Origin of the sequence: Roseovarius salincola (genome assembly GCF_026891095.1) — a bacterium.
Lineage (GTDB): Bacteria > Pseudomonadota > Alphaproteobacteria > Rhodobacterales > Rhodobacteraceae > Roseovarius > Roseovarius salincola.
In genome coordinates this window covers 1-18,906 of the sequence record NZ_JAPTNL010000019.1, presented here as the reverse complement: position 1 = coordinate 18,906, position 18,906 = coordinate 1, and the positions used below count along the sequence as shown (strand labels likewise).

The 18,906-nt window shown below is 62.7% G+C and carries 21 protein-coding genes; 11 read left to right on the top strand and 10 right to left on the bottom strand.

What is annotated here, in order from left to right:
- Positions 1–24 precede the first annotated feature (24 nt).
- From N5A93_RS16540 to N5A93_RS16530, 3 genes are read left to right on the top strand one after another with little or no spacing between them, the layout of a single operon-like run.
- Positions 25–465 (top strand): acyl-CoA thioesterase, encoded by a 441-nt coding sequence (locus tag N5A93_RS16540; RefSeq protein WP_268956208.1) that lies wholly within the window; start codon positions 25–27, stop codon positions 463–465.
- Positions 466–493: 28 nt separating this feature from the next.
- Positions 494–1,303 carry an HpcH/HpaI aldolase/citrate lyase family protein gene (locus N5A93_RS16535; RefSeq protein WP_268956207.1) on the top strand — a complete coding sequence of 270 codons (810 nt, stop codon included), beginning with the start codon at positions 494–496 and terminating at the stop codon, positions 1,301–1,303.
- Positions 1,300–2,793 carry a fumarate hydratase gene (locus N5A93_RS16530; protein WP_268956206.1) on the top strand — a complete coding sequence of 498 codons (1,494 nt, stop codon included), beginning with the start codon at positions 1,300–1,302 and terminating at the stop codon, positions 2,791–2,793. Before N5A93_RS16535 ends, N5A93_RS16530 begins: the two co-directional genes overlap by 4 nt.
- A gap of 95 nt (positions 2,794–2,888) precedes the next feature.
- Here the strand turns inward: N5A93_RS16530 and N5A93_RS16525 are convergent, their stop codons facing one another.
- From N5A93_RS16525 to N5A93_RS16495, 7 genes are all read right to left on the bottom strand, one after another.
- The gene (locus N5A93_RS16525; RefSeq protein WP_268956205.1) at positions 2,889–3,641 is read right to left on the bottom strand and encodes an SDR family oxidoreductase; all 753 of its coding nucleotides are present in this window, start codon (positions 3,639–3,641) and stop codon (positions 2,889–2,891) included.
- A gap of 49 nt (positions 3,642–3,690) precedes the next feature.
- The gene (locus tag N5A93_RS16520; protein ID WP_268956204.1) at positions 3,691–5,157 is read right to left on the bottom strand and encodes an aldehyde dehydrogenase family protein; all 1,467 of its coding nucleotides are present in this window, start codon (positions 5,155–5,157) and stop codon (positions 3,691–3,693) included.
- Positions 5,154–5,834, bottom strand: coding sequence for an ABC transporter ATP-binding protein (locus N5A93_RS16515; RefSeq protein WP_268956203.1), 681 nt, complete (start codon positions 5,832–5,834; stop codon positions 5,154–5,156). The genes N5A93_RS16520 and N5A93_RS16515 overlap by 4 nt, the downstream gene beginning before the upstream one ends.
- Positions 5,834–6,583: an ABC transporter ATP-binding protein gene (locus tag N5A93_RS16510; RefSeq protein ID WP_268956202.1), complete on the bottom strand. Its 750-nt coding sequence runs from the start codon at positions 6,581–6,583 to the stop codon at positions 5,834–5,836. The genes N5A93_RS16515 and N5A93_RS16510 overlap by 1 nt, the downstream gene beginning before the upstream one ends.
- Positions 6,580–7,539, bottom strand: a complete 960-nt coding sequence (locus tag N5A93_RS16505; RefSeq protein ID WP_268956201.1) for a branched-chain amino acid ABC transporter permease — start codon at positions 7,537–7,539, stop codon at positions 6,580–6,582. Before N5A93_RS16505 ends, N5A93_RS16510 begins: the two co-directional genes overlap by 4 nt.
- A 46-nt stretch (positions 7,540–7,585) precedes the next feature.
- Entirely contained in the window at positions 7,586–8,491 is a 906-nt protein-coding gene (locus N5A93_RS16500) for a branched-chain amino acid ABC transporter permease (RefSeq protein WP_268956200.1), read from the bottom strand.
- A gap of 77 nt (positions 8,492–8,568) precedes the next feature.
- Complete coding sequence (locus N5A93_RS16495; RefSeq protein WP_268956199.1) at positions 8,569–9,870, bottom strand: ABC transporter substrate-binding protein; 1,302 nt, start codon at positions 9,868–9,870, stop codon at positions 8,569–8,571.
- Here N5A93_RS16495 and N5A93_RS16490 point away from each other — a divergent pair, their 5' ends adjacent.
- The 4 genes from N5A93_RS16490 (at position 9,871) to N5A93_RS16475 (ending at position 12,870) form a co-directional block, all read left to right on the top strand.
- Positions 9,871–10,071, top strand: coding sequence for a hypothetical protein (locus N5A93_RS16490; protein WP_268956198.1), 201 nt, complete (start codon positions 9,871–9,873; stop codon positions 10,069–10,071). It abuts the gene before it with no gap.
- Positions 10,072–10,244: 173 nt separating this feature from the next.
- Complete coding sequence (locus tag N5A93_RS16485; RefSeq protein WP_268956197.1) at positions 10,245–11,369, top strand: zinc-binding dehydrogenase; 1,125 nt, start codon at positions 10,245–10,247, stop codon at positions 11,367–11,369.
- Between the two features lie 11 nt (positions 11,370–11,380).
- Entirely contained in the window at positions 11,381–12,307 is a 927-nt protein-coding gene (locus N5A93_RS16480; RefSeq protein ID WP_268956196.1) for a LysR family transcriptional regulator, read from the top strand.
- A 209-nt stretch (positions 12,308–12,516) separates the two neighbouring features.
- Positions 12,517–12,870, top strand: a complete 354-nt coding sequence (locus N5A93_RS16475; RefSeq protein WP_268956195.1) for an excinuclease ABC subunit A — start codon at positions 12,517–12,519, stop codon at positions 12,868–12,870.
- Between the two features lie 54 nt (positions 12,871–12,924).
- On the opposite strand, the gene N5A93_RS16470 is transcribed toward N5A93_RS16475, so the two are convergent.
- The 3 genes from N5A93_RS16470 to N5A93_RS16460 all read right to left on the bottom strand — a co-directional run bounded on the left by N5A93_RS16470 (position 12,925) and on the right by N5A93_RS16460 (position 15,362).
- The gene (locus N5A93_RS16470) at positions 12,925–14,361 is read right to left on the bottom strand and encodes a hypothetical protein (protein ID WP_268956194.1); all 1,437 of its coding nucleotides are present in this window, start codon (positions 14,359–14,361) and stop codon (positions 12,925–12,927) included.
- Between the two features lie 95 nt (positions 14,362–14,456).
- Positions 14,457–14,867 carry a TadE/TadG family type IV pilus assembly protein gene (locus tag N5A93_RS16465; RefSeq protein ID WP_268956193.1) on the bottom strand — a complete coding sequence of 137 codons (411 nt, stop codon included), beginning with the start codon at positions 14,865–14,867 and terminating at the stop codon, positions 14,457–14,459.
- Positions 14,868–15,146: 279 nt separating this feature from the next.
- Entirely contained in the window at positions 15,147–15,362 is a 216-nt protein-coding gene (locus N5A93_RS16460) for a hypothetical protein (RefSeq protein WP_268956192.1), read from the bottom strand.
- A gap of 70 nt (positions 15,363–15,432) precedes the next feature.
- Here N5A93_RS16460 and N5A93_RS16455 point away from each other — a divergent pair, with 70 nt between their 5' ends.
- From N5A93_RS16455 to tnpC, 4 genes are all read left to right on the top strand, one after another.
- Complete coding sequence (locus N5A93_RS16455; protein WP_268956191.1) at positions 15,433–16,656, top strand: hypothetical protein; 1,224 nt, start codon at positions 15,433–15,435, stop codon at positions 16,654–16,656.
- 42 nt (positions 16,657–16,698) lie between these two features.
- A complete protein-coding gene (locus N5A93_RS16450) occupies positions 16,699–17,085 on the top strand; it encodes a transposase (protein WP_268956190.1) in 387 nt (128 codons plus the stop codon).
- Complete coding sequence (tnpB, locus tag N5A93_RS16445) at positions 17,082–17,435, top strand: IS66 family insertion sequence element accessory protein TnpB (RefSeq protein ID WP_268956189.1); 354 nt, start codon at positions 17,082–17,084, stop codon at positions 17,433–17,435. The genes N5A93_RS16450 and tnpB overlap by 4 nt, the downstream gene beginning before the upstream one ends.
- Before the next feature lie 55 nt (positions 17,436–17,490).
- Positions 17,491–18,906 (top strand): IS66 family transposase (gene tnpC / locus N5A93_RS16440; protein WP_268956188.1); only part of this gene is annotated, 1,416 nt, incomplete at its 3' end.

Below are 18,906 nucleotides of genomic sequence, written 5' to 3'. Positions count from 1 at the left end.
ACGATGGACGCAACGGAGCCCCGGATGACAGACCGCCCGACACCGCTGCATCGTGACGACTTCGCGCATTTCTGCCCGATCAGCACCCGCTGGATGGACAATGATGCCTATCTGCACGTCAATAACGTGGCCTATTATTCCTTTTTCGACACGGCCGTGAACGAATACCTGATCCGAGGCGGTGTGCTGGACATACGGCGCAGTACGGTTACCGGGCTGGTGGCGCAGAGCGAATGCACCTATTTCAGCCCGATCGCCTTTCCCGAGGCGATCGAGGTGGGGTTGCGCGTTGCGCGGCTGGGGCGCAGCAGCGTCACCTATGAACTGGCGGTGTTTCGCACCGAAAGCGACACGGCCGCCGCGCAGGGGCGCTTCGTTCATGTCTATGTGGACCGCGAGACCAGCCGCCCGGTCCCCCTGCCCGAACAGATGCGCGCCCTCTTGGCGCCGCTTGCCGTGACCTGACACCACCAGCCCGAAGGCCCCAGACCATATGCCCCTGAGCCAGATCGCCCTGCCCCTGTTCCTGCCCGCCACCCGTCTTGACCGCTTCGAGAAAGCGCTTGGCGCGGGGGCGGATGCGGTGATCCTCGATCTTGAGGATGCCGTCGGCGAGGACGACAAGCAGGCGGCGCGCGAAGGGCTGCGCGCCCTGCCCGCACGCAAGGCGGGGGGCGTGCCGGTGCTGGTGCGCATCAATGCCGCCGACAGCGCGTTTTTCAGCGATGACGCGGCCATGATGGCCGGGCTGGCGATTGACGGGCTGATCCTGCCCAAGGCCGAAGACCCCGAGACCTGCGCGGCGCTGGCGGCGCAAAGCGGGTTGCCGGTGGTGGGGCTGATCGAAACGGCGCTGGGGCTCAGGCGGGCCGAGAGCGTGGCGCGCGCCTCGGCGCGGCTGGCTTTCGGTTCGATCGACTATGCCGCCGACCTGGGGATCGCGCATGAGCGCGAGGCGCTTTTGCATGCGCGCGCCGAGCTGATGCTGGCGTCGCGGCTGGCCGGACTGCCCGCGCCATGGGATGGTGTGACCACGGCGATCGGCGACGAGGCGGTGATCGCTGCGGATTGCGCGCATGGCGTCGCCATGGGGTTTGGGGGCAAGCTGCTGATCCATCCCGCGCAGATCGCCCCGGCCAGGCGCGGCTTTGCGCCCGGCGCCGAGGCGCTGGATTGGGCGCGGCGGGTCATCGAGGCCGCCGCCACAGGGGCTGCGGCGATCAAGGTGGATGGCCAGATGGTCGATGCGCCGGTGATCAAGCGCGCACAACAGATCCTGGCACGCGCGGCAGCGGCGCAATGACGGGGCGCATTACCGAGGATCACCTGATCGACAGCGTGGCCGAGGCGCTGCAATATATCTCTTATTATCATTCGCCCGATTTCGTGCGGGCCATGGCCGCCGCACTTGAGGCCGAGGAAAGCCAGTCGGCGCGCAACGCGATCACCCAGATCCTGATCAATTCGCGCATGGCGGCCATCGGCAAGCGGCCGATCTGCCAGGATACCGGCAGCGTCAATGCGATCCTCAAGGTCGGTGTGCAGGCGCCGATCGACTGGACGCGCCCGCCCCAGGAGATGATCGACGAGGCGACACGGCGCGCCTATGACTTTGCGGCCAATCCGCTGCGCGCCTCCATCGTGGAAGACCCCCTGGGCAAGCGGCGCAACACGCGCGACAACACCCCGGCGATGATCCAGACCGAACTGGTCGAAGGCGACAAGGTGTCGGTCACGGTATCCGCCAAGGGGGGCGGGTCGGAGAACAAGACGAAATTTGCCGTGCTCAACCCGTCGGATTCAGTGGCCGACTGGGTTGTCGAGACGGTCAAGGCGCTTGGCGCGGGCTGGTGCCCGCCCGGTATCATCGGGCTGGGGATCGGCGGCAGTGTCGACAAGGCGATGGCAATGGCCAAGGAGGCGCTCAATGAGCCCATCGACATCACCGCGCTGCGCGCGCGCGGCGCGGACACGCCCGAAGAGGCCCTGCGGCTGGAGCTTTACGAGCGGATCAACGCGCTTGGCATCGGGGCGCAGGGCCTGGGCGGGCTGGTGACGGTGCTGGATGTGAAGGTGAACAGCTTTCCCACCCATGCGGCCTCGTTACCGGTGGCTCTTATCCCCAATTGCGCGGCGACCCGGCACATGCATTTCACGCTGGATGGCAGCGGCCCGGCCCGGTTCGATGCGCCGGACCTCTCGGCATGGCCCGATCTGGGGGATGGCGGCGTGGACGGGCGGCGTGTCGATCTGGATGCGCTGGACGATGCGGTCCTCGGGTCGCTGTCGCCCGGCGATACGCTGCTGTTGTCGGGGCGGCTTTATACCGGGCGCGATGCCGCGCATCGCCGGATGCTGGAGGAACTGGAGCAAGGCAAGGCGCTGCCGGTCGATCTTGAGGGGCGGGCGATCTATTATGTCGGGCCGGTCGATGCTGTGGGCGACGAGGTGATCGGCCCCGCCGGACCCACCACATCGACACGGATGGACAAGTTCACCGGGCCGCTTCTGGCGGCGTCGGGGCTGAAGGTGATGATCGGCAAGGCCGAGCGCGGCCCGGCGGCGATCGAGGCGATCAAGGCGCATGGCGCAGTCTATCTGATCGCCGTGGGAGGTGCCGCCTATCTTGTGTCGAAGGCGATCAAGAGCGCGCGCCCCGTGGCCTATCAGGATCTCGGGATGGAAGCGATCTACGAGATCGAAGTGCGCGACATGCCGGTGACGGTCGCGGTGGACACCAGGGGCGCGTCGATCCACCAGAGCGGCCCGCGCCAATGGGCGCGCAGCCGCTGAAGGTAAGCGGGGGCATGGGCCTGGCGCTCAGGCGTCGCTTTAGGCCATGACACACAGATGGCAGGGAGCCCGGCGGACCGGGCACCCCCTGTTTGTCAGATCGTGCGCCCGCCATCGACCTCGAGAATGACGCCGGTGATGAACTCGGCCTCGTCGGAGCCCAGATAAAGCGCCGCGTTGGCGATGTCCTGCGCTTCGGAGAGGCGGCCCATCGGGATCGTGGCGATGAATTTCGCGCGGTTCTCGGGGGTGTCGGGCATGCCCATGAACTGTTCCAGAAGCGCCGTCGCGCCCATCACCGGGGCGATGCCGCAGACGCGGATATTGTCGGGCGCCAGTTCCACCGCCAGCGAGCGGGTCATGAGGTTCACCGCGCCCTTCGAGGAATTATACCATGTGAGGCCCGGACGCGGACGGATACCCGCGGTGGAGCCGATATTGAGCATCACGCCGGCGGTGCCGCTGTCGCGCCAGAGCGGCACGCAGGTCTTGGTCATGTGGAAGATCGACAGCACGTTGATGTCGTAGATCTTGCGAAAGGTCTCCTCGTCGGTTTCCATCAGAGGGCTGTTGGGGTTGGTCCAGCCCGCGTTGTTCACCACGATGTCGAGCCCGCCGAAGGCCTTGACGGTTTCGTCCACCGCCGCCTGCACCTGATCGCCCCTGGAGACATCGCAGGTGATCGCGATGGCGTTCTCGCCCAGTTCGGCGGCGACCGCCTTGGCACCTTCGCCGTTCAGGTCCACGACCGCCACCTTGGCGCCCTCGCGGATATAGGTTTCGGCGATGCCCTTGCCAAAGCCCGAGGCGGCGCCGGTGACGAGCGTGCGTTTTCCTTCAAGTCTCATGTTCTGATCCCTTTTGGTCCTGTGTCTGGCACGGCGCGTGCGCGCCGGTTTAGCCGTGATTGTGAACGACCGTCTTGATATGCGAGAATTCATGCAGCGCGGCGAAGCCCTTTTCGCGCCCATGACCCGATTTGCGGATGCCGCCGAAGGGCAGCTCCACGCCTCCTCCCGCGCCATAGCCGTTGATGAAGACCTGCCCGCAGCGCAGCGCCTTGGCCACCCGTTGCTGGCGCCCGCCGTCGCGGGTCCAGACCGCGGCGACAAGGCCGTATTCCGTGTCGTTGGCGATCTTCACGGCCTCGGCCTCGTCCTCAAAGGGAATGACGCAGAGCACCGGGCCGAACACTTCTTCCTGTGCGATGCGGGCCTGCGGATCGCAGGGGCCGAAGATCGCAGGCGCGACGTAATAGCCGCCTTCGGGCGCGTCGTCGCGCACGGTGCCGCGCGCCAGAAGCGGCGCGTCGGCTTCGGCGATATAGGTTTCCACGCGCTTTTTCTGTTTGGCCGAGATCAGCGGGCCGAGCACCGCATCCTCGCCCGAATCCGAGGCGGCGACGGCCTCGAAGCGGGTCTTCAGCTCGGCCACGACGCGGTCATAGATGCCGCGCTGCAACAGAACCCGCGTGCCTGCCGAACAGGTCTGCCCGCCATTCTGGATCACCGCGTTCAGCAGCACCGGCAGCGCCGCGTCGAGATCGGCGTCGTCGAACACGATCTGGGGTGACTTGCCGCCCAGTTCCAGCGTGCAGCCGATGAAGTTGCGCGCCGCCGCCGTCTGGATGATGACCCCCACTTCGGGCGAGCCGGTAAAGGAGATGAAGTCGATCCCCTTGTGATCGGCCAGCGCCTGACCGGCGACATTGCCGCGCCCGGTGACGATGTTGATCGCGCCCGGCGGAAAGCCCACATCAAGCGCCATCTGCGCGATCCTGAGCGCCGTCAGGCAGGCATCCTCGGCGGGTTTGAGCACGGTGGCGTTACCCATCGCCAGCGCCGGGGCGACCGAGCGGCCGAACATCTGCGCGGAGTAGTTCCACGGTATGATATGGCCGGTGACGCCATGGGGTTCGCGCTGGACCTCAACATTGTAGCCCTTGAGGAAGGGCACGATCTCGCCATGGACCTTGTCGGCGGCGCCGCCGTAGAATTCGAAATAGCGCGCGGTGACCTTCATGTCGGCGCGGGCCTGCTGGATCGGCTTGCCGTTGTCGCGCGATTCAAGCTGCGCGAGGTCCTCGACATGGTCGAGGATGCGCTCGGAGAGACGGACCATCAGGCGGCCACGTTCGGCGGCGGTCAGAGTGGACCATTCGCCCCCGTCAAAGGCCGCGCGCGCGGCGGCGACGGCGGCGTCGATATCAGCCGCGTCGCTGTCCGCGATCTGCGCGAAGGGCTGCCCGTTGATGGGCGAGACCACATCCATCACGCGGCCCGAGAGCGCGGGCACCCATTCATTGCCGATCAGGTTCAGCGGTTCGGGAATAACGAGTTTGCTCATCGTGTCGGCGTCTTTCATGCGTTGGTTCCTTCGGGTTCAAGCGACCCCTCCTCCACCTCGCCACGTTCGATGACGAGGGTGCGATCAGCAAAGCCGCGCAACAGCGAGGGGTTGGACTCGGTGATCATCAGCGTGACCGAGCGGTCAGTGTCGCGCAGGGTGCGCAGCGCCTCGGCATAGCGTTGCGCCAGCGCCGGGGCGAGGCCCTGAAAGGGCTCGTCCAGCATGATGAGCCGGGTGCCCAGCATCAGCGCCCGCGCCAGCGCGACCATCTTGCCCTGACCGCCCGACACGGTGCCGCCGGAGCGGTCGGCCATGTCGCGCAGTTCGGGCAGAACGGTATAGGCGCGTTCCAGCCGCCGGTTGGTCTCGTCCTTGTCGAGCCGCGCCGCCTGCGCGGGCAGCAGGATGTTTTCCTCGACCGTGAAGGCCGAGAACAGGCGGCGGTCCTCGGGGGCGTAGCCGATGCCGAGGCCGGGGCGCTTGGGCGGGTGCATGGCGGTGATCGACTTGCCGTCGAACAGGATATCGCCACTGGCCCGCGTGAACCCCATGATCGTGCGCAAAAGGGTGGTCTTGCCCGCACCGTTGCGCCCGATCAGGGCGACGGTCTGCGCCTGCTCGATGGTGAAATTGAGGTTGCGCAGGATCGGGATGATCCCGATCGAGGCATTCACATCACGCAGTTCCAGCATCAGACAACCTCCCCGATCACGTCCCGGATGACATCGGGATGTTCCAGAATTTCCGCCGGGGTGCCGCGCAGCTGCACATTGCCGCTGTTCCAGACGGCGACCTCGTCGGCATATCTCTCGACGATGCCCATGTCATGTTCGACGAATACCGAGGTGACATCGGCCTCCTTGAGCGCGCCGATCAGGATTTCCATGATCGCGTGCTTTTCGGATGAAGCGACGCCGGATGTGGGTTCGTCCAACAGCAGCAACTTGGGCTTGAGCGCCAGCGCGACCGCAACGTCGATCAGCTTGCGCTGCCCTTCCGCGAGTTCGACGACCACCGTATCGGCCGCGTCGGCACAGCCGACCATGTCCAGCAGGTGCAGCATCTCGTCGCGTTCGGGGATGGCGTGCATGTCCATCAGCGGATTGCGCAGATGGTCGCGCGCCGAGACCGCGATCAGCAGGTTCTCCAGCGCCGTGTGCTCGGTGAAAAGCTGCGGAATCTGGAAGGCGCGCGCGACGCCGCGATGCACGATCTTGCGCGGGGGCAGCGGGGTGATGTCCTCGCCTTCAAAGAACACCTGCCCCTGGCTGGGCTTGATCCAGCCGGTGCAGATGTTGAGGAACGTGGTCTTGCCCGCGCCGTTGGGACCGATGATCGCGAGGTTCCGCCCCGCGTGGATCTTGAGCGAGACATTGTCAGCGGCGGTGACGCCGCCGAACTTGATCACGAGGTTGCGGGTTTCCAGAAGAACGTCGCTCATTTATCAAGCCCTCCCTTGCCGGAGCCGCGGTTGAACACCGAATTCAGGATGGCGATCAGCCCGCCCGGAGCGAACAGGATGATGATCAGCAGGAAGCCGCCAAGGATCATCTGCCAGATGTCACCGGCATAGACCGAGGCATAGGTGCGCACGAATTCGTAGATCAGCGCGCCGAGGAAGGCCCCCTGCACCGACCCCGCGCCGCCAAGGACTGCGATGAACACCATTTCCGCCGAACGCACCCACCAGACATATTCCGGCGTGACCACGCCCTGCGCCATGCCCATCATCACGCCGCCCACGCCGCACAGCGCCGCCGACAGAAGATAGCCCGACAAGAGCGCGCGGCGTGGCGAGACACCCAGGTATTCGAGCCGCGTTTCGTTGGTCTTGATGGTCTGGAACAACTGCCCGATGGGCGAGGCGAACCAGCGCGTCGTGAACCAGCCCAGCGCCACCATCAGCACCACACCGGTATAGAAGAGCACCAGTTCGAATTGCACATGGTTGAGAGCATTGCCCAGCACCGTGGGCCGGGCGAGCCGGATACCGTCGGCACCGCCGGTATAGTGATAGAATTTTTCGAGGATCGACCAGAAGATCATCGAGAACGCGAGGTTCAGCATCCCGAAGAAAATGCCGCGATAGCGCACGACGAACAGCCCCACGAGAAGCCCCGCCAGCACGGCCCCGAGCGTGCCCGCAAGCAGCACGATGACGAAATCCGTGCCCGGCATCGACGCCATCAGGAAGGCACCGGCATAGGCCGAGATGCCGAAATAGAGCGCATGGCCGAATGACACCTGCCCGGCGCGCAACAGGACCGTGACGCCCAGCACCCCCAGCCCCTTGGCCATGGCGAAACTGACCAGCAGTTGCAGCGACGGCATTGCGAAGGGCACGGCGGCGATTGCCAGGGTCCCGATGATCCACAGAAGGAAAAGAGGGTTCTTCATGCGGGCATTCACCTTGCTTTGTTCGGTTGTGATGGACATGGCGGCCTCAGATCTTGCGCGCGCCGGACGTGCCGAACAGGCCCTCGGGACGCACCAGCAGGACCAGCACCATGATCAGATAAGGCACCAGGACCGAGATTTCGGGATAAAGATAGACCGCAAAGGATCGCCCGAGGCCGATCATCAGGGCGGTCAGCGCCGCACCCTCGATCTGGCCAAGGCCGGCGGTGGCCACCACGGCGAAGGACAGCACGATCATGTCAGCCCCCATGCCCGGCAGGATCGAGGTGGTTGGCGAGGCGAGCGCGCCGCCGAGACCCGCCAGGATCGCGCCGATCACGAAGGTGAAGAGGAAGACCTTGTCGGCATCCACCCCGATCGACTGGGCCGCCTCGCGGTCCTCGGTGGTGGCGGTGATCAGCTTGCCGGTCACGGTGTGGCGCAGGAAAAAGCGCATCCCCAGCAGCAGCGCGATGGCGACCAGCGGCAGCAGGATCATCTGGTAGGCGGTGTAGGTGACGCCGAAGACAGTGACATTGCCCAGCAGCTGTAGCGCCGAGGAATCGAAATAGGGCCGGGTGCCCCAGACAAGGCGTTGAACGTCCTCGAGGATCATGAAGACCGCGAAAGTCATCAGGAGTTGCAGCACCTCGGACTTGTCATAGATCCGGCGCAGCAGGAACTTTTCGAGCGGCGCGCCGATCAGGATGCCGACCAGCACCGCCGACACGATCATCAGAGGAAAGGCCAGCACCGGCGCGAACCCCAACGAGAGCGCATAGCCGGTGAGCGAGATCGAGGTATATGCCCCGATCGCATAAAGCGAGCCGTGGGCCACGTTCAGGATACGCATGACCCCGAAGATCAGGGTCAGGCCAAGCGCCACGATGAAGACAAGCGCCGCGTAGGCAATCCCGTCAAACAGCGCCAGCAGGAAGATCGCAAAATTCATGTGCCCGTCCGGAAATTTCTATGGAAGCGGAGAGGGCAGGCATTGCCCTCTCCTGTTTCTGTATCGCGAAAGCGGTCTCAGTTCTCGTAGGTGTCGACGGTGACGCTGTCGATGAAGCCCGCATCGAGGCTGCCCACCCATTCGGTCGAGATTTCGCCGACCGGCGTGGTGAGTTCGGCACCGTCGAAGATCATGATGTTCTCCAGCGTGGCGAAGGGGTAATCGCCGGTCTGGACGCTGGTGCCCATCAGCTGTGCTTCGATGCCCTGGTTATCCTCACGCAGTGTGACGGGACGCCCGAGCCCCTGGAATTCCAGCCCTTCGAGCGCGGCAAGAAGCTGCTCTTTGCTGGGCCATTCGACGCCGTTATCTTCGATCGCCTTGTCATAGGCGGCCTGCAGCGCGGCAATGGCCTGGCTGGCGTGGAACACAGGGTAGACGCTGACTTCGCCGGTCTTTTCCTCGTATTGCTTCATGAATGCCTGGAAATCGGCATCGTCGCGGCGTTCGGGATGCAGGAAGTAGTGATCGCCGCGTGCGCCCACGATATGCCCGTCGGTCAGCGCCGAGCCCAGACGCTCCAGCGAGGATTCCGCCAGCGGCAGAACGAAGGTCGAGTTATTGAGCAGCCCGCGCTGCGAGGCCTGCTGCACGAAGGTATCCAGATCACCGCCCCAGGATGTGGACAGGATCACGTCGGGGCGCATCGCCTGAAGGCGCGAGATTTCCGTCGAGAAGTCGGGCGAGCCGAATTTCGGGAAGAATTCGGCCACGACCTCGACATCGGGTTTCATCGCCTTCAGCGCGGTGCTGAAGATATCCCAGCTGTCACGGCCCCAGGCATAGTCCTGGTTGACGACGGCGATGGTGTTGAAATCCGGCTTGGTCTTGAGCAGGTAGATCACCGAGGCCAGCATTTCGGGCGTCGCGTTCGCCTGGGTGCGGAAAACGTATTTGTAATCGTTTTCCTCAAAGATGCGCTGCGTGCCGCAATCCCACATCAGGTTGGGCACCTGAAGGTCCTCGGCCAGGGGCGCAAGCGTCTGGCAGTTGCCCGACGAAATCGCGGCGAGCATCACCTCGGCGCCGCCGGATTCGACCATGCGGCGGTATTCCGATGTCAGCGATTCCGCGCCCGCGCCCTCGTCGATGAACGAGACCTCGACCGGCACGCCGTTGATGCCGCCTTCTGCGTTGATGTTCTCGACCATGATCTCGGTCGCATCACGCGCCGGGACACCGAACACGGAGGCCGGTCCGGTCAAAAAGGCGGTCATGCCGATCTTGAGGCTTTCGGGCTTGTCGGCCGCAAGCGCGGTCATGGGCAAGGCCGCTGCCAGCGTGGCGGCGACAGCCCTTTTGACGAATAGGTGTTTCATATGGGTTTCCTCCCGGTTCAAGCGACCCGTTCAATGGATCGCGATTGGTTTGGCGGTCATACGGGCCGCGTCTCGCAAGGGGCCGCCGCGATTGAATGGGCGGCCCTGCAGGCGATGCACGTGTTCAAAACCGGCGTGACATCTGCGATCTTCGGCGTCATGGTCGAGGTTCCTCCCCCTAAGACCTGCATGCGATTGTAGACCCGGAGCCAGAGTCTGCGCCAATATCTTGGCGCTATCTCAGGTATAGCTTTTTGCTATCGCAGAGTGCATTCTATCTGCGAAATCCTATGGCGCTGATAGGATAGTCAAATGAGAGAGGGTCTGTCGGGATTGTGACGCGCACCCGCACGGCCTGCACGGGAGGAGATATCATGAAAATAGAAGCGGCGGTATTTGAACAAGAGACCATCAAGAGCGATTTCGAGAAGAACAAGGCGCTGAGCCTGCGCGAGGTCGATCTCGAATCGCCCGGTCGCGGCGAGGTGCTGATCCGGATCGCGGCGGCGGGGGTGTGCCACTCGGACCTGTCGGTCATCAACGGCACGCGGCCCCGCCCCGTGCCGATGGTGCTGGGGCACGAGGCGTCGGGGATCGTCGAGGAGGTCGGCCCCGGCATCGAAGATCTGGCACCGGGCGATCACGTGGTCTGCATCTTCGCGCCGGGCTGCGGCACCTGCCTGCCCTGTTCCGAGGGGCGCCCGGCGCTGTGCACCCGCGCCGCCAAACATCACGGCGTCGGCGAGTTGATGACCGGCCATCGCCGCCTGTCGATGGATGGCCAGCCGGTGCATCATCATGTGGGCGTGTCGGCCTTTGCCAGCCATGCCGTTCTGGCGCGCCAGTCGCTGGTCAAGGTCGAGGCGGATATCCCGACACATATCTCGGCGCTGTTTTCCTGCGCGATGCTGACCGGGGCGGGGGCGGTGTTCAACACCGCGCGCATCACGCCCGGCAGCAAGGTCGCGGTGGTCGGGCTTGGCGGTGTCGGGCTGTCGGCAGTTCTGGGCGCGGTCGCGGCAGGCGCGGGCCAGGTGGTGGTGATCGACCCGTTCGAATCCAAGCTGAACACGGCGATGGAGATGGGCGCCACCCATGCTGTGGCCTCGGACGAGAACACCACCGAAGCGGTGCGCGACCTGACCGGCGGCGGTGTCGATTTCGCCATCGAACTGGCCGGGTCGGTGAAGGCGCTTGAAACCGCCTATGACTGCACCTGCCGGGGCGGCACGACCGTCACCGCCGGCCTGCCCCACCCGGATGCGCGCATGTCGCTCAATGCGCTCAAGCTGGTGGCCGAGGAACGCGCGCTCAAGGGCAGCTATATCGGTTCCTGCGTGCCGCAGCGCGATCTGCCGCGGATGTTTTCGCTGCATCAGCAGGGCAAATTGCCGGTCGAAAAGATGCTGACGCATCGTTTGCGGCTGGACCAGGTGAATCTGGCGATGGACCAACTGGACAATGGCACGGCCATCCGGCAGGTCATCGAGTTCGACTGAGCGGGTGCATCATGGATATCAAGCACCTGCGCTATTTCCTTGCCGTGGCCGAGGCCCCGTCGATCTCGGCGGCGGCGCAGGCGATCGGCGTGGCGCAGCCGTCGCTCTCGCAACACCTGCACCGGATGGAAGAGGAGTTGTCCGTCAAGCTGGTGGAGCGCTCGGCACGGGGCACGCATCTGACGGATGAGGGCCGGGTTCTTCTGGAACATGCGCGCGGCATCTGTAGCAGCCTGGACCGCTGCGTCGAGGACATGCGCGAGCGCGGCGGCACCGTACGGGGGCGTGTGGTGTTCGGAATGCCGCCCTCCTGCTCGATGATCATGTCGGTGCCGCTGGCCGAAACCGTCTGGCACGAGACCCCTGAAATCCGGCTGCGCGCCGTGGAGGCGATGAGCGGCTATCTTGAAAACTGGCTGCTCGACGGGACGGTGGATATCGGGTTTCTCTATAACCTGCGCAAGAACGGCAACCTGCGCGGCACCCATGTTCTGGACGAGGAGCTTTTCTTCTTTTCGGCGCCGGACGCCTGGCCGCTGGATACGCCGCCCGGCACGCCGGTGCCGCTGCGCGCGCTTGAGAAACTGGACCTCGTGCTGCCCTCGAACGGGCTGCGCGACCAGATCGAAGCCTATTGCAAACAGCAGGATGTACGCTTGAACGTGGTGCTGGAAATGGACGCGATGACCCAGATCAAGGAGCTGGTGGCGCGCGGTTCGGGTTACACGATCTTTGCGCCCGTCGCGGCGCAGGATTTCGTCAGACGTGGCGATCTGCTTCGTGCGCCGATCATCGAGCCAAGGATGACGCGGCCCGTCTACCTTGTGAAAAGCCCCGCCCGTGTGATGACCCGCGCCTGCCGCGTGGTTGAATCCACAACGCTCGATGTCGCCCGCGAACTCGTCCGCAGGGGGCTGTGGGAAGGCACGTTGCGCTAACGCCGAGTTGCGGCGCAGGAAAAATTTCCGTGGCATGTTCAGCCTGTTGGTAAGGGCGGCGCTGACAGTCGCGCTGCGCAATTGCGCGATGTGAGTCGAGCGCGATCCGGCGGCAGGCCCATTTCCGCCGATATGCGCCCTGCCGGGGAACATCCTGTAGGCAGAGTGCTTATCTTCATGAGATATTGAAACGAAACGGAGATTCAGCAATGCGACATTTCCCGGTCTTCATTGCAGCGGCGGCTGCGGGTTTTCTTGGTGTTGCTGCGGACGCAGGAAATCACAAACCGGGCAAGGGGCATTCACCCGGCTTTTCAAGAGCCCTCGACTGCCCGCCCGGCCTGGCCAAGAAGAACCCGCCTTGCGTGCCGCCAGGCCAGGCCCGCAAATACGGGCGTGGCGACGTGATCCACGGGGATTACCGGGTGGTCAGAGACCCGCGGCGCTATGGGCTGGACGGCGCCGAGACCTATTACCGCGTTGGTGACTACGTTTACCGCGTGGACCGCGAAACGCGCGAGGTGCTTGATCTGATCGGCGCGGTCGCGCGCGTGCTGAACTGAACGCGTGCCCACCGGCTGCGATGGTTCAAATGAGGCCTCAGAGCGTCGAGACGCTCAATTCGTGGCGGTTGTGGCGAATTTGTTTCCGGTCGGCTCGACGTGCCGGATCACTTTCAACGCAGGCATGAGACCGCTGGGCGGGTTGTTGCATGGATCGAATGTATGATTGGCGGCGACCTTGATTTCTCCGGAGGCGTGCAGACTGATCCCGCTGTGATTGATTGTCGTTGAAGAACTGGAAGCCGACAGATGGATGTCTCCGTCAACGACGAAGCTCACATTCGACCCCGCAAAATCGGCGGGCACATGCATATCCGACTTGCCCAGGATGGTGCTTTGCGCATCCGGGTCGCACATGCCGCCGCTTGTCCCGACCTGCGCACCTGAACTGGCATTTATTGACGCGTTGGAACTTTCGAGATTCGTAAGGATGACAGAGGACTCGACCCGCGAATCCGAGCCGAAATCCAGGGCGCAGTTGGTGATCACCGCAATATCGCTCACATTGACCGTCCCGCCGCCGAAGCTGGGCTTGACCTTGCCATTCGGAGTGCCGAACTGGATCTCTTTGCCGCCACCGGTGCAGGACACATTGTAGGTCAGCCCACTGGGCACCGCCGTCAGCGCCTCGAAATCCGACTGGCTCAGATTGACGGTCTCGCCTCTTTGAGAAATCGTACTTGTATCGACGCCGATTGCCGCCAGCGGGGACAGATCCCCGACAGGCTTGTTCTGGAAAAATTCATCCCTGATCGTGGTATCGGAGGTGCCCAGAAAGGACTGCTCGACGTTCTCGAGGTGTTGCGAGAGGTCTTCCATGATCAGATTTCGCTCGAACGAGGCGGCGGTCGCACCAGGATTGGCCGCGTCATCGCATTTTGACCCGCAAGCGTCGAGGTTCGGCATGCTCAGCCCTGCGCGGTCCGCGAAGTGGTTCTGCTGCGGCATCCAGATCTTGTCCTGGCTGTGCAGGCAGTAGCCTGACCCAAAGCTGCTGCTTGAGGTCAGATTGAGTTCGCCGCGTGCATAAAGCCCGTCGGTGCTGACGCATTTCTTTGTTCCGACAAAGGCGGTCACCCCGGCCGTGTAGACGTTCCAATCCGACACGTCAGTCACGACGCCCATTGTCAGAACATCCGCCAGGCGCAGCATGAAGGTCGGTACGGGATTTTGCGAGTTACCGTTGCGATGCAGCTGCACCAGAACGGCATTCTGAGGGCCGGTGATATCGAGCGTGTCGGAATCCGGGTCGTAATGAACGACGCGAATGTCGGCCGCCGGATTGCCGAACAGGTTGCCGTACCAGGTTGACGGCATGTTTTGCTCGACGAAGGCGCGCGCGCGGTCATAGGCTTCATCCGCGCTATTCCCCTTGGCGAGTTCGACAGTACCTGCATGTGCCGCAACATCGGCGGTTTGCTTGAGAAGCTGCTGATGGCGCCAGAGATTCGTGCCATCGAGCGCAACGCCCCCGATCAGCACGACGGCCATGAAAATGAAGATCCCCAGAACGGCACCTGCGCCATCCTGCTCTTGCACAAAGCGGCGCGCCAGCCCCGAGCGGATATTCAAACGGTGGATTATCATCAGTTCGGCTCCAGGGCTTGTGTGATCCGCGCGGATATCACGAGCTCGCGTGCAAAGCCCAAACCGTCGAAGAACATGATGTCATTGGCGGGGGTCGCAAGCATGACCGTCACTGTCGAGGGGCCAATCGCAACGTTTGCGGCTGGTGAACCGAACAGGTGACTGGCCCGCATCTCGGCATATGATTTGGCGGTCACGTCGTCCATCGCGTGGCGCGCAACCAGTCGCGCCGTATCGCGTGAGATGCTCCAGTAGTTGGACTGGCTCATGAACAGAAGACTCACGTCGACTGCGAATGCCATAAGCAGAAGGCAGAAGGGCAACCAGATGACGAATTCAACGCTGACCGTGCCGTCTTTGCCCCTTCGGAAGGCCCGTGCGCGCTTGTTGAACGTCATGAGGAATCGCATTTTATCTCATCCTTCCAAAATAGAACCTGCTTTCGAAGCGCGGCAAAACACGCTTCAGACAGGCATAGGTCAGGGACAAATTGCACCAAGGCAACTTTCTCCGACTCGCAAATGACTGGTAAACACAACTCGGGCGGCCATGACGCGACTCGGCGCTGAGGCCCCGAGACATTCACGTTTAGAATTGTGTCGGAATGAGTTTCAAAATGGGTCAAAACTGTGAAAATCGGCTGGTGACGCCGGGAGTCCCACCCGCCTCTTACACCACCCGGTAGGACACTACCCTTTGGCCAGCCATTCGCAAGAATCTTCGGGCGATTTGCCTTTCTGGGCGGCGATTTTCTTGTTCTGAATCAATGTACTCCATTTGATTGCTGAAACTGATTGCATCATCAGTTTGGACTGCCCCAAGGCGTCTGGGAAACCAGAATCCGGATTTCCGGACCGGATGACGGAAGGCCGCATCACATAGGCCTTGAGAAAGCGAAACGGCACGCTTCCCCTCCCCCGTTTCATTCCCCGACCCGGCATTAACCAAGCCCTTCGCCACCGGGTCCATCAGGGCTTGGTACGAAATCTGCATCGGTCCGCATACCCGAACCTTGCAAAAGGCAATGAGTCATGCGCTACACGATTGCGATCAACACGGCCGAAAAAAACCTATGTCAATCCCGAGGAGGTCATTCCGGCCAGCGCCTTTGGCGCCGAGTTTCTTGGATGGGAGCCGTTCTCGAATTTCACAGCACGCAACGAGGAGCTGAACCTGCCGCATATTCGGTGGCCAGGTGGACTTCCAGTTGAAGAAGGTATCAATATCGATGGCAGCGCGGATGGGTCCAGAGAGCATGTCTTCGATCTGAAGTTCGACAATCTGGTTGAATGGGATCGGAACAATGGCGACCCGCGCGAAGGCATCAAGGAGATGTTCGCCTATGCCAACGAGACCGGCGCCACCTTTGCGATGGTGTCCCCCACCGCGCGCTACGTGGAAAAAATGTTCAAGCAAGGCGACGATGCCGGCCTTGCCGATGCCCGCGCCGATGCGCGCATCTTCGCGGAAAAGCTGGTCGCCGGAGAGTACGGCACAGTACCTGAAGGGTTCACCATCGAGGTCGGCAGCGAATATTATACCACCGGCATCTGGAAAGAGATGACATCAGACGCCACGGGGCGACCCTATCAGAAGGACCCCGGCCCGCTTGCCGAAAAGTTCGGCAAGGTCTTTGCCTCAGTCGTCGACGAAATGGGAGAGGTTTTCGCCGACCCGAGCCTCAACAGCGATGGCATCGAGGTCAAGCTGGCCGTTCAACTGGCGCGCCATCAGTCCGATCCCAGTCAGAATGCAGGCGATTTTTCGGATAATGTGGATTTCATCGAGGCGTTCATCGACGCCGGTGCCATCGACAAGGTCGATACGCTTCTATTCCACAAATACACGCCGACCTTCGACAATATCAGCCGCGGCATGGATACGGATGCAAACGGCTATCGTCTGGATGACGCCTTTGCCCTTTGGGAAGAGGCCAGCGGCGGCAAGGAATTCGAGTTTCTGGGAGGGTATCTGTCACCCTCTGCCGGCTCCGAAGAGCGGCTTGAATACGGTGCGCCGGGGCTTACCAATCTGCTTCAGGTCAATGCCCAGTTCCTGGAGGCCGGCATGGATGTCGGGACGGTCTATGCCATCGGGCACAGCAATGGCGGCTCTCTTGGCTGGCGAGAGGAACTGCTTGTGGGAGGCAAATTGTTCGTAAGCGGTGCGCCGTCCCCACACTTTCGAGCTGACGTTTGATCTGCGATTCAGAGGCTTCTTTGGGTTGCAGGGAGTTTCTCGATGGGAGCTACAAGCGAGTTTCTGGCAAGGATGCCGCGCCGTGGTGATGGCAAGCGGAATTGGCCGCCTGAGTTGAAGGCACGGATTGTTGCTGAGACGCTGATCGAAGGCGAGACGGTCAACGCTGTTGCGAAGCGGTATGAGCTGATCCCCAGCACGGTGTCTGATTGGCGGCGGATGGCCCGGCAGGGCAAGCTGGTCCTGCCAAATCTGGACGGCATGGATTTTGTGCCGGTCGAGATTGAAGCCCCTGCGCCTTTAGCCCAACCTCTGCCTGCCGCTTCCGCCAGCACGATTGATGTGATCAAGGGCGATGTCATCGTTCGCCTTGATGCAGCAACGCCAACCGCGCGGGTCGCGGAAATCGCACGGGCCATGGGGACGTGATCACGCCTTCCCACAAGCTCCGGATTTTTGTGGCCAGCGATCCGGTCGACTTCCGCAAGGGGCATGATGGGCTGGCTTCTCTGGTGCAGAGCCATCTGCGTCAGAAGCCCTTTGATGGGTCGGTTTATGTGTTCCGGGCCAAGCGGGCGGATCGGCTCAAATTGATCTATTGGGACGGCAGCGGGCTGGTGATGGCATACAAGCGGCTTGAGGATAACAGCTTCACATGGCCGGCGATCAAGAACGGGGTGATGCGCTTGGAACCGGCCCAGTTTGAGGCCCTGTTCGCGGGTTTGGATTGGCGGCGCGTGCAGCCCTTGGAGGTGACAGCTCCGGCTGCGGCGGAGTGACTCACGAGGGCTTTTGCGCGGGTCACTCTGCCCTTGTTTTGCTATGGAACCGGGCATGAGCGTGCCTGATAAATTGCCCGATGATATTGCCGAATTGAAGGCGATCATCCGTGCGCAGCAGGATCAGAATGCGCGGCTTGAGGCCCTGGTTGCCTCGTTCAAGAAGGCCCTCTTTGGGGCCAAATCCGAGAAGATCGATCCTGCCCAATACGAGCTGGAACTCGAGGACATCGAAACCGCCATCGCGCAGGTGGAAGCTGAGATCGATGCCGATGAACGCACCGCACCCGTTAGGCCACCGAAGCAGCGCCAGACCAATCGCGGATCACTACCCAAACATCTGGAACGGGTTGAGGTGGTCATTGAACCCGAGCGATCCTGCGCCTGCGGACCTGAGCGTCACGTCATTGGCGAGGATGTCAGCGAACGGCTGGACATCATTCCGGCCCAGTTCCGGGTGATTGTCACACGCCGCCCTAAATACGCTTGCCGGTCCTGCGAGGGCGGGATTGCCCAAGCTCCTGCACCCGCCCACACCATCGCTGGCGGCATGCCAACCGAGGCAACGCTCGCCCATGTGCTCGTCTCAAAATATGCGGATCACCTGCCGCTCTATCGGCAGGCGCAAATCTACAGCCGCCAAGGGATCGATCTGGATCGCTCGACCCTGGCCGCATGGGTGGGCAAGTCGGCGTTTGAACTGACCCCGGTCTATGAGGCGCTCATGGCCGATCTGAAGCGCTCAACCAAGCTCTTCATGGATGAAACCCCTGCGCCCGTTCTGGCACCTGGGCGCAAACGCACCAAAACCGGATACTTTTGGGCCTTGGCCCGCGATGACAGGCCATGGGGCGGCGAGGACCCACCCGGGGTCGCCTTCACTTTTGCGCCGGGACGATCTGGCCAGCATGCAGACACTATTTTGAAAGGCTTCAGCGGCACCCTGCAAGTCGATGGATATGCGGGCTACAACCGCCTGCTCAAACGGCCTGCGCAGGATGTGACATTGGCCTATTGCTGGGCCCATGCCCGCCGCAAACTGCATGATGTTGCCCAATCTGGCGCGGCCCCAATCGCGCAGGAAGGCCTGACGCAAATCCAGGCACTCTATCGCATCGAAAAAGACCTGCGCGGCCTGCCTGCCGATCAACGGCTTGCTGCACGACAGGACCGCTCAAAACCCAATATCGATGCATTCGAGCTTTGGCTCGCACAAAGCCGTGCACGCGTCTCAGCCAAATCGCCGACAGGAGAGGCCCTGAAATACATCGCCAAATACTGGGACGGGCTAATCCTGTTCGTCGACGACGGTCGCATCGAACTGGATTCCAACGCCGTCGAGCGCACAATCCGTCCCATCGCCCTCAACCGCAAAAACGCGCTCTTCGCAGGTCACGATGCCGGGGCACAAAACTGGGCAGTTATCGCGTCTCTGATCGAAACCTGCTTATGCCGGACGCGGCATAAGCAG